The 10,232-nt window shown below is 55.0% G+C and carries 9 protein-coding genes and 1 riboswitch; of the genes, 3 read left to right on the top strand and 6 right to left on the bottom strand.

What is annotated here, in order from left to right; all coding sequences use genetic code 11:
* Positions 1 to 75: 75 nt before the first annotated feature.
* On the bottom strand, positions 76 to 1,074 hold the full coding sequence (locus TH3_RS18385) for a tRNA dihydrouridine synthase (protein ID WP_040061238.1): 999 nt from the start codon (positions 1,072 to 1,074) through the stop codon (positions 76 to 78).
* Positions 1,075 to 1,305: 231 nt separating this feature from the next.
* Between TH3_RS18385 and TH3_RS23115 the strand changes: the two genes are divergently transcribed.
* Complete coding sequence (locus tag TH3_RS23115) at positions 1,306 to 1,461, top strand: hypothetical protein (protein WP_167710589.1); 156 nt, start codon at positions 1,306 to 1,308, stop codon at positions 1,459 to 1,461.
* 298 nt (positions 1,462 to 1,759) lie between these two features.
* Positions 1,760 to 1,915, top strand: a complete 156-nt coding sequence (locus tag TH3_RS23110) for a hypothetical protein (RefSeq protein ID WP_156487990.1) — start codon at positions 1,760 to 1,762, stop codon at positions 1,913 to 1,915.
* Positions 1,916 to 1,970: 55 nt separating this feature from the next.
* Here TH3_RS23110 and TH3_RS18380 read toward each other — a convergent pair whose 3' ends face one another.
* The 5 genes from TH3_RS18380 to TH3_RS18360 all read right to left on the bottom strand — a co-directional run bounded on the left by TH3_RS18380 (position 1,971) and on the right by TH3_RS18360 (position 9,163).
* Entirely contained in the window at positions 1,971 to 2,438 is a 468-nt protein-coding gene (locus tag TH3_RS18380; RefSeq protein WP_007091703.1) for a DUF2269 family protein, read from the bottom strand.
* Positions 2,435 to 3,739 carry an SDR family oxidoreductase gene (locus tag TH3_RS18375; protein ID WP_040061236.1) on the bottom strand — a complete coding sequence of 435 codons (1,305 nt, stop codon included), beginning with the start codon at positions 3,737 to 3,739 and terminating at the stop codon, positions 2,435 to 2,437. The genes TH3_RS18380 and TH3_RS18375 overlap by 4 nt, the downstream gene beginning before the upstream one ends.
* A gap of 99 nt (positions 3,740 to 3,838) precedes the next feature.
* A complete protein-coding gene (meaB, locus tag TH3_RS18370; RefSeq protein ID WP_007091701.1) occupies positions 3,839 to 4,924 on the bottom strand; it encodes a methylmalonyl Co-A mutase-associated GTPase MeaB in 1,086 nt (361 codons plus the stop codon).
* A gap of 16 nt (positions 4,925 to 4,940) precedes the next feature.
* The gene (gene scpA / locus TH3_RS18365) at positions 4,941 to 7,097 is read right to left on the bottom strand and encodes a methylmalonyl-CoA mutase (protein WP_007091700.1); all 2,157 of its coding nucleotides are present in this window, start codon (positions 7,095 to 7,097) and stop codon (positions 4,941 to 4,943) included.
* 2 nt (positions 7,098 to 7,099) lie between these two features.
* Complete coding sequence (locus TH3_RS18360) at positions 7,100 to 9,163, bottom strand: methylmalonyl-CoA mutase family protein (protein WP_007091699.1); 2,064 nt, start codon at positions 9,161 to 9,163, stop codon at positions 7,100 to 7,102.
* Positions 9,164 to 9,255: 92 nt separating this feature from the next.
* Positions 9,256 to 9,422, bottom strand: a riboswitch (cobalamin riboswitch).
* Between the two features lie 266 nt (positions 9,423 to 9,688).
* Between TH3_RS18360 and TH3_RS18350 the strand changes: the two genes are divergently transcribed.
* Entirely contained in the window at positions 9,689 to 10,111 is a 423-nt protein-coding gene (locus TH3_RS18350; protein WP_007091698.1) for a response regulator, read from the top strand.
* Positions 10,112 to 10,232 lie beyond the last annotated feature (121 nt).

Here is a 10,232-nt window from a genome sequence, read left to right as displayed (position 1 = left end):
TTGGATCACCTGACCCGGAAATGACAAAGGCAGCCAACCATGCTGCCTTTTCTTTTGATTGTCTGTCTTTACCGGCTATTCGGCGGCAATCGGAACATTTGGCCGCTGATTTTCCGGGTTATCGCGGTCTATGGTCAGTTTGGCGCGAAGTTCGTGAATGTCGCGAATGCGCTTGATCTCGTCAAAGCAATCGGCGGCCTGTTCATGCCCCTTGCGGATCATCGCCACCCATTGCTTGATGCGCCCGGCCTGATGGTTTTCGGTGGTGTCATCGGCACTCATCAGATCGATATAGGTCAAAAGCATCGTCAGGACATCTGACCAGCTTTGTTTTTCGAGATTCTGACCGGTCTCAAACGCCTTGATCCGATTGGCGATATCCGGGGCGGCAATCGCCCCGCGGCCCAGCATGAAGGATGTGCAGCCGGAAATATCGCGGCATTTCGCGTAATCCTCGACCGTCCAGATTTCGCCATTGGCGGTCATCGGGATTGAAATGGCGTCGCGGATGCGCGCCAGATATTCCCAATGTGCGGGCGGTTTGTATCCCTCAAGCTTGGTGCGGGCATGCACTGTCAGGTGCTGGGCACCGGCGGCCTCAACCGCGCGCGAATTGTCCAGAAACAGTTCCTTGTCGGCATAACCCAGACGGATTTTTGCACTGACCGGGATATGATCGGGAACCGCACGGCGAACGGCCGAAACAATGTTGAACAGGTTGTCGGGGCATTTCAAAAGCGATGCACCGGCTTCGCGTTTATTCACCGTCTTGGACGGACAGCCGAAATTGATATCGATCCCCGGTGCGCCAAGGGATGCGGCAAAGGCGGCATTTTCACCCATCAGTTCGGGATCATGCCCCATCAACTGCACCAGAACCGGCGTGCCCGATGCCGTTTTGCCGCCCTGAAGCAATTCGGGGCAGTAACGGTAAAACACATGGGCCGGAAACAGGTTTTGCGACACACGGATAAACTCGGTCACGCACAGGTCAAACCCGCCCGTCGCACTCAGCAATTGCCGAACGCGCCAGTCGACCAGTCCTTCCATTGGTGCAAGCACCAGATGCGTCATGTGCCGATTATCCCGTTTCATGAAATCAAGTGCGCGGCTTTTAACACAAACCGCAACATCATGCCGGTCAAAAATCACAGATCAGGTTTGCCTTGCCAACAGCAGGATCGGCGAATTAAGGCCGATTTGGCTTATTTCCGACAAGGTTTCAGCGAATTTCCCGCCCACCTTCATAAGGTCTAATCACAATAAAACGACCCGAACGAATGGTTCGGGCAGGAGAGTGTGGAAATGCTGTATGTCATCGAAAGTGCGCTGGACGAAGTCGAAGCCGTATCGCGCGATGCCCGTGAAAAACTGTCACGTCTTGAAACCGTGATGAAATCAACGGCGCAAAATCTGAAAATCCTCAAAGACAAACTCGAACAGCCTGTCACCAACGGTTAGCCTGCCGGTCTTTTTTCACCAGACATTGTCTTGTATCCCTGTTTCTTTACCCCTGTTTTGGGTAGAATAACGCGCAGGTCCGGCATACGATCCGGGCGGCTCATTGGTGCGCACTAAAACGGGTGCGCCACCCATAAGCCGTTGACCCGGTTTGACCGGATTGTTGATCAGGATCATGGGGGCTGACAGCAAACCGGGCTATGACGGTGGCGATTATGACAGGCCGAATTACGGCCTGCTTAAGACAAAGAGATTTCGAGCTGTCATATAACCGGCAGCCAATAACGGAGGACAGAATTTGCTTTATATCATCGAAAAAGCTTTGAACGAGATCGAAGCCATGCCGCGTGACAAGCGCGAAGACCTGGCGCATCTCGACACCGAAATCAATGAAGCCGTCGAAAAGCTGAAAATTCTTAAGGCAAAACTCGAAGCAGCGGGCGAAAAGAAATAAGACCTGCTGCGATGATCTATCCGATCAAAGGTCGCGCTTTTGCGCGGCCTTTTTATCAGAAAGAAGGCTTGGTCAGCATAAGCCAAATGATCGCCAGAACCGCGAAAAATGCGGGAAACCCAAAGGCGAACCAAATGCGATAAAGACGGCGATAGGCTGGTTGTAAGGGAATTTGTTCGGAATCTGCAATTCTTGCCAAATCACGGAGTTTGATTTGAATCCAGACGACAGGAAGCCAGAATAGCCCGACAAACACGTATAACCCCAAAGACAGCGCAATCCACCCTTCGCTCAGCTCCCAGCCAACGAGCTGCGTCAGGATATAACCCGAAATGGGTTGGGCGACTGCTGCTGTTGCGGTGAAAATACCATCTGCCAGAACAACAGTGCCAGCTGTGTGCGCGATGAATGCGGGATTTCCTGAACGGTTTGAAATCACGAAGAAGAAAGCTATTCCCGCACCGGTTCCAAACAGAACAAACGCCCCGATAACGTGCAGGAACAAAACGATTTCGTAAATCATCTTTCGTTTAGAACCGCCAGTGTGATCATGGAAAGGGCAATCCCCGGAAATACTTTTATCATGGGTCCCATTGGATCAAGCCAAAGGTCGGGTGCTATAACGATACTGCCAAACACGTAACACAGCGATAAACCTATCATTGCAAGGCAGGCGCTTTTGCAGGTCCTTTTTGCAAGGGCGCATAGGCCAAGCAAAAGGTCGGCGACTGAACCGCCAAAAACAAACAGGTGCGCAAGGGAAGGTTCAACGCCACGCGAAATCAGCAGGTTTTGCGCATTTTGCTGCGCATAAAATCCGATCAAGCCTGACGAAATCCAAAACAGCGACAAGATCGCGATAGAAAAAGGAACCAACAGATAGATACGAGAAAACCAGCGTTCCTGAATGGTTGCAGGCATCGTATCAAGTACCTGTTCAAGGGGTTTGCATGGCCTGCCACCATTTGAAATCCACGTACTCGAATTGCCTGTGATGCCTGTATCGAGTACCGCAAGAGCATTGCTACGCAGCGGGGATCGCCAGCCAAACCACCCCAGAATATCGGCAAACGCGCCAATGGCTTTTAACAGGAAGGGCGGAAAATCAAAACGGTATCGCCAGTCCGGGAAGCCGAGCCATTTGCGGATTATTGTCTTCAATTGATCAAACGCATAACACTCGTCCGCTGTAATATCGGTCAGCAGTTTTGGCCGTATTGATCCTGACGCTGCCTGAACCACGGCATCTGCAACATCGTCAACAGAGACGATTTGAACCGGGACTTCAGGAAAGATGCGCATATTGACGATGGGAAATGCCGATGCTGCACGTAGAAGTGCCGTGCCGCCATATGCGTCACGAGCGATCACCAGACTGGGGCGTAACACATACCATTCCAGTTTGGACTGCATGATGATCTGGTCGCCGCGGGCTTTGGTGCGCATGAAATCTGTTGATGCCTGAATGTCTGCACCAACGGCTGATATCTGAATGAATTTTTTGCCAGAATCTCCAATCGCTTCCGTGATTCTGGCAATGGATGTTTCATGAATCGCAATCAGGTTGTCACGCGCGCCATTTTGCAGTGCGCCTGCGGCATTGACGATGATGTCGGCATTGGACAGCAATTCCCGCCAATCTTGGGTGCTGGCAGTGGAAATATTGATTTCTCGCCATTCTATCGCCGGATTGGATTGCTTTCCCTTGTCTATCGACCGGCCAATTCCAACAACGGAAAAGCCGTCTCTTACAAGGGCTCTGATACAGGCGGAACCGATCAGGCCATAACCGCCAAGCACGTATACAGTCTTTTGTGATTGCATCAGTGCCTTCATACAAATGAAATCATGCAGAGTGTGTTAAAGCTTTTACACGCAGGGCGATTGGAAGGCACTGAAATAAATGACTAATTGCCGACTATTTCAAGCATGTGGTGTCTTGATCAGCCCAAGCATTTCCTCGACCGCGGCGGTCGGGTTGGTTGACCCGGCCAGAACATCGGCTTCTAGGGCTTTGAGGCGTCCGGCGACATCTTCGCGGGCGGTAAAGGTTTCAAGCAAACGATCGCGCAACATGGTCCACATCCAGTCGCGTTGCTGACGCGCCCGTTTCGCAGTGAACTCGCCTTCGTTTTCCATGATGGTGCGGTGCTGGTTGATCAAATCCCAGACCTGATCAAGGCCGTCATTGATCAGGGCGGAAACCATGATCGATTGCGGTCGCCAATGATGGCTGCTGGGTTGCAGGATGCGAAGGGCGGATGAATATTCGCGTTTGGCTTCGCGCGCCTTGGCCGGGTCGGCATCGGCCTTGTTGACCGCGATCAGATCGGCGATTTCAAGAACGCCTTTCTTGATCCCCTGCAATTCGTCCCCGGCACCGGGCAGCATCAGGACCAGAAAGAAATCGGTCATCTGGGCGACCATGGTTTCGCTTTGACCGGCCCCGACGGTTTCGACCAGAACCACGTCAAAACCGGCCGCCTCGCATAGCAAAATGGTTTCGCGGGTCATGCGATTGACCCCGCCAAGATAGCCGCTGCTGGGCGATGGGCGGATATAGGCATTGGGATCGATGGAAAGTTCATTCATCCGGGTCTTGTCACCCAGGATCGATCCACCTGACCGCGCACTTGTCGGGTCAACCGCCAGCACGGCGACCTTTTTGCCCGCCTTGGTCAGGTTTTTGCCAAAGGCCTCGATAAAGGTGGATTTGCCGACACCGGGCACGCCGGTAATGCCGATCCGCTGTGATCCGCCGGTATGGGGCATCAGGCGCGAAAGAACGTCCTGCGCCTGATCAAAATGTCTGGCATTGCGGCTTTCGACCAGCGTGATCGCGCGTGACAGAATGGTGCGGTCACCGGCCAGAATGCCATCAACAATCTCGTCGGTTGAAAGAACCCGCCTGCGCACCGTTTTGCGGGGCTGGCCCTTGGGACCGCCCGATACGGTGCGCAGTGTTTCCGGTGCATTTTGGGGTACACTCTTTGGCGCGGTTTCTGTCACGATCTTGCCTTCACAATCAGGCCGCTTCCTCGGACGTTGATTCCTTCAGCTTTTCTAACAGGTCACAGGCCGCTTCGGCAATCACGGTTCCCGGCGGGAAGATCGCCTCTGCCCCGGCTTCGTAAAGTTTGTCAAAGTCCTGCGGTGGGATAACACCACCGGCAACGATCATGATGTCTTCGCGGCCAAGCTTGTCCAGTTCCGCACGAAGCTGCGGCACGAGTGTCAGGTGACCGGCTGCAAGCGAACTGGCACCGACGATATGGACATCGTTTTCAACCGCCTGCCGCGCGGCTTCTTCGGGTGTCTGGAACAGCGGGCCGATATCGACGTCAAAGCCAAGATCGGCAAAGGCGGTTGCGATGACTTTCTGGCCGCGGTCATGCCCGTCCTGCCCCATTTTGGCAATCAGGATGCGCGGGCGGCGGCCTTCGGATTGTTCGAACTCGTTTACCAGCCGGTCAACCTTGGCCAGTGCTTCGTTATCGGCACCGACTTCGGTTTTATAGACCCCCGAAATTGACCGGATCACCGCCTGATGACGGCCATAAACCTTTTCAAGCGCGTCGGAAATCTCGCCCACCGTGCATTTCGACCGGGCGGCCTGCACGGCAAGATCAAGAAGGTTGCCATTCCCCTGATCGGCGGCATTGGTCAGGGCGGTAAGGGCGGCTTCAACATCCGCATTGTTGCGTTCGGCACGCAGACGTTCCAGCTTGGCGATCTGCTGACGGCGGACTTCGGCATTATCGACCTGCAAAACATCGACCGGGCGATCATCGGTAGCACGGTATTTGTTCACACCGACCAGTGTCTGTCGGCCGCTATCGATGCGGGCCTGTGTGCGCGCAGCCGCTTCTTCGATGCGCATTTTCGGAATGCCGGCTTCAATCGCCTTGGCCATGCCGCCCTGTTCTTCGACCTCAAGAATATGGGCCCATGCCTTTTCCGCCAGATCACGGGTCAGACGTTCAACATAATAGGACCCGCCCCACGGATCGATGACCTTGGTCGTGCCGCTTTCCTGTTGCAGGAAAAGCTGCGTATTGCGGGCAATGCGGGCCGAAAAATCGGTCGGCAGGGCCAATGCCTCGTCAAGGGCGTTGGTATGAAGCGACTGCGTGTGGCCTTGGGTTGATGCCATTGCCTCAACGCATGTTCTGATGACGTTGTTAAATACATCCTGTGCTGTCAGTGACCAGCCCGATGTCTGACTGTGCGTGCGCAGTGACAGGGATTTGGGGTTCTGCGGATCGAACTGTTTGATCAGCTTGGCCCAGATCATGCGGGCGGCGCGCATTTTGGCGATTTCCATAAAGAAATTCATGCCAATCGCCCAGAAGAACGACAGACGCGGCGCGAATTTATCAATCGGAAGACCAGCAGCCTGACCGGCACGGGCATATTCGATGCCATCGGCCAGGGTATAGGCCAGTTCAAGGTCCGCCGTGGCCCCAGCTTCCTGCATGTGATAGCCGGAAATCGAGATCGAATTGAATTTCGGCATGTTTTGCGAGGTAAAGGCAAAGATGTCCGAAATGATCCGCATCGAGGGTTTCGGCGGATAGATATAGGTATTGCGGACCATGAATTCCTTCAGAATGTCATTCTGAATGGTGCCTGAAAGCTGTTCATGTTTCACGCCCTGTTCTTCGGCAGCCGCGATATACAGCGCCATCACCGGCAGGACCGCACCATTCATGGTCATGGAGACCGACATCTGATCGAGCGGAATGCCATCAAAAAGGGTCCGCATGTCATAGATGCTGTCAATTGCCACACCGGCCATGCCGACATCACCGGTTACCCGCGGGTGGTCGCTGTCATAGCCGCGATGGGTGGCAAGGTCGAAGGCAATCGACAGGCCCTTTTGGCCGGCGGCGAGGTTTCGGCGATAAAATGCGTTGGATTCTTCGGCGGTCGAAAAACCGGCATATTGCCGGATCGTCCAGGGTTGCTGGACATACATGGTCGGATAGGGACCGCGCAGGAAGGGCGGCATGCCCGGCATGGTGTTGAGATGATCAAGTCCCACCAGATCATCCGCGCCAAACACCGCTTTGACATCGATGCCTTCGGGCGTGGTCCAGGGCGCTGTATTGACCGGGCTGGTCGGGCCGGAAGTAGCACGATCAAACAGCGGCAGATTGGAAAAGTCCGGAATCCGGGTCATGGTTATTTTACCCCCAGATGTGAAAGGGCCGTCTCGCAGATCGCAAGAACATCCGCCCCGATAAAAATGAAATCATCAATACCCGCCGCCTCGTAATCGGCCCTCGCATCGCCGGGATGCCCGGCAAGGTAAATGCGGGTCGCCCCGGCCTGTTTAAGGGCCTTGGCGGCATCGGCGGCCATTTCGGCATATTGCGGGTCCGATCCGCAAATGACTGCGATCCTGGCACCACTTTCAACAAATGCCTTGGCGGCATCGCTGGCATCGGCAAAGCCGTTATTGGTAATCGCCTCGATCCCGCCAGCTTCGAAGAAGTTTCGGGCAAACATGGCGCGCGCGGTATGTTTGGCAACCGGGCCCAGATTGGCCAGAAAGATTTGCGGAAATTTGCCGGTTGATGCCTTGTGGCCATCCGCACGATCCCGCAGGGTTTCGAAACTTTCCGAAAGACGATGGGTTGGCAGCGGATCGATATGTGTGCCCGCGGCCTTGCCATAAAGGGCTTCATACATCTGTGCGATGGTTGCACCGGATTTGGCCGCCGTGATCAGATCCTCAAGGCTGATGCCGATTGCATCCTTAAACCCGGTCTGGCGGGCTTTGGCTTCCTTGCGAATTGTCGTCAGGTCTGGCGCATCGCAGGTGACTTTGGCCTCTGTGATGTTGGGGAATTCCGACACGCCGGTCAGCGGATCGCGCCGGGTGGCAGCGCGGCTTTCGCGGGCCTGCCAGATTTCCGAAATCTCCTTTTGCAGGGACCCGTCGGCAAGGGCCTTGATAATGCCGCCCTTGGCTTCAAGTGACTGGAACCGGCCCCAGGTATTGGATGCCAGTTCGCGGGTCAGGTTTTCGATGAACCATGAACCGCCCGCCGGGTCGATCACACGATGAACGTTGCTTTCTTCCTGAAGGATCAGTTGGGTGTTGCGCGCAATGCGGCGCGCAAAGCCATCAGACAGGCCGATCAGATGATCATAGGGCAGGCAGATAACGCTATCGGCACCGCCCAGACCGGCGCTCAGGCTGGTGACGGTGGTGCGCAGCATATTGACCCACGGATCAACCTTCGACAGCGACATTTCGGCCGATACCGCATTGATCGTGATAGTGGCATCATCGACACCCGATGCCGAAAGAACCCGGCTCCACATCAGGCGAAGCGCACGAAGCTTGGCAATCCCGGCAAAGAAATCGGTGCCAACCGCCACATTGAACGCAATCGCGCCTGCCGCCTGATCAATCACCATACCGGTATCGGTCAGCGCGCGAAGGTAGGTCACACCACCTGCCAGCAGGCAGGCGAGTTCCTGCCCATCGGTTGCACCGGCATTGTAAAACGGCGCGCCATTTACCGTGATGGCGGTGGCATGCGGGAAACGGTCGATCAGATCAGCGGCAATATCGGTGGCCTGTTTGATCGCATCATCGACTGAAACCGGAAGGCACCCTGTTGCGGCCAAGGTGCCAATCGGATCGATGTTGAAGGCCGGTGCGGCGTCGCTTGCAAAATCGTCATCCGCGTCGGCGCTGTTTTGCCCATCCTTTTCAAGGCGCGCGGCCAAAAGGGCGGCGGCCGGGATTGCGGCGGCACCGGCATCAAGTGCAACGGTCGCAAGGTTGGTATAGACATCGTCAAGTGTGGCATCGAGATCGGCAAGGCAGTGAATGGCAATGCCGTCAATGCCAGCATCGCCCGATGTGATATCCGCGCCCGTGCGTGCGGCGGCATCCAGACGTAGCAGGACCGACGTTGCGCCGTTTTCCAGATCATCGAGAATCGCGGCATTGACCGATTTGGGATCGGGATGGGCATGAAGCTGGCGGATGTCCCAGCCGCTGGCGGCGTCCTTGGCATCGACCGCGGCACACAGGACCTGATGGATCAGGCGGGTTGCGTCGTCCTGATCGTCGTTGGTGTAAAGCGGCTGCATCGCGAAACCGTCAAGCATCCTTGTGACCAGTTTCTTGTCAAAGGATGCGCCTTTCAGGCCGGATTCCGCCAGTTGACGCCAGCTTGCATAATCGGCGGCTGGAAACTCTGAGGCCAGCTTTAACGGGTCTGTCATGCTCTCTCCCGGTCGCGGTCGGATCTTTCGGATCTGGGCCGATATCTATTTTACAACGGATTCCCTCCGCCCGGTACACCCCGCCCGGTCCGGCAGAAACAAGAGCCATCTTTCGGTATCTGGCTTATGCGCCGCCAAAAACGGCGCATTTACAGTTGCGAGGGCAGCTTCGGCCTTGATCGCGGACATGCGCCGGACCGCACCGAATTCCCGAAAGAATGTTTCATATCGCATCTGCGACATGGCGGTGTTTATAGCACCCGCCCATAATTACGTAAATAGGCATGGAAATACCTATTTAGGTCAATGTCGCGGTCATCCATCAGCATTCCGTAACGTTATCCTTCTGAAAAATGGTTGTTTTCTGCCAAGGACGAGATTGATGAACGGATATTAATGGCGTGCCGCTGCCATTATACTTTGGCCGGATTGTGATGGTTTCTGGGAAAAATTGCGGGGTTTAACCAATTTGACATTTTCGTCTGCCAGATTGGCGCTGTCCCAAATCTCGGAGTATTGCCATCCATGAATGCGCTTAGCGCCGTGCCGCCCCGACCAATGAATGACGGTCTGGTGGTGTTTGCCGACGACAGCCCCAGCGCCAAGGCGGCTCTTGAAACCGTTTTGCGCCGTGCCGGCTATGACGTGGCAGGGTTTGATTGTGCCGACGATCTGATCGACCAGCTGGACGGTCTTTATCCGCGGGCGATCATTCTGGATCTTGAAATGCCCGGGATGAGCGGGTTTGAAGCCTTTTGCGAGATTCGCCGCCGCTATCCGAACGCGGTTGAAGTGCCGGTTCTGTTCTTCTCGGCCCATTATGATGCCGATACGCGGGCCCAGGCCGATGCCCTTGGCGCGGCGGACTTTATCAGCAAGGACGCCAGCCCGATGGTGGTGATCGAGCAGCTTAACCGGGCGCTTGATAAATCCATGAGCCATTGCTGAGCTGTTTTTGGTAATCGCCTGCATTTTTCATTTTCAGTGAATAATCAAAAAGTCGGGTCTTTTGGCAAAAAATGCCGTTGGACCCGATTTTTCGTATTCCTCATATCATACTATTTAAATG

Source organism: Thalassospira xiamenensis M-5 = DSM 17429 (assembly GCF_000300235.2).
GTDB lineage: Bacteria > Pseudomonadota > Alphaproteobacteria > Rhodospirillales > Thalassospiraceae > Thalassospira > Thalassospira xiamenensis.
The sequence above is the reverse complement of the archived record's forward strand: the minus strand, read 5'-3'. Positions and strand labels throughout refer to the sequence as shown.

What these genes read in the sequence shown, in the direction of transcription:
- TH3_RS18350 (WP_007091698.1), top strand. Translation starts at nt 9,689, where the DNA reads ATGAATGCGCTTAGCGCCGTGCCGCCCCGACCAATGAATGACGGTCTG.
- TH3_RS18360 (WP_007091699.1), bottom strand. Translation starts at nt 9,163, where the DNA reads ATGACAGACCCGTTAAAGCTGGCCTCAGAGTTTCCAGCCGCCGATTAT.
- TH3_RS18380 (WP_007091703.1), bottom strand. Translation starts at nt 2,438, where the DNA reads ATGATTTACGAAATCGTTTTGTTCCTGCACGTTATCGGGGCGTTTGTT.
- TH3_RS23115 (WP_167710589.1), top strand. Translation starts at nt 1,306, where the DNA reads ATGCTGTATGTCATCGAAAGTGCGCTGGACGAAGTCGAAGCCGTATCG.
- scpA (WP_007091700.1), bottom strand. Translation starts at nt 7,097, where the DNA reads ATGACCCGGATTCCGGACTTTTCCAATCTGCCGCTGTTTGATCGTGCT.
- TH3_RS18375 (WP_040061236.1), bottom strand. Translation starts at nt 3,739, where the DNA reads ATGCAATCACAAAAGACTGTATACGTGCTTGGCGGTTATGGCCTGATC.
- TH3_RS18385 (WP_040061238.1), bottom strand. Translation starts at nt 1,074, where the DNA reads ATGACGCATCTGGTGCTTGCACCAATGGAAGGACTGGTCGACTGGCGC.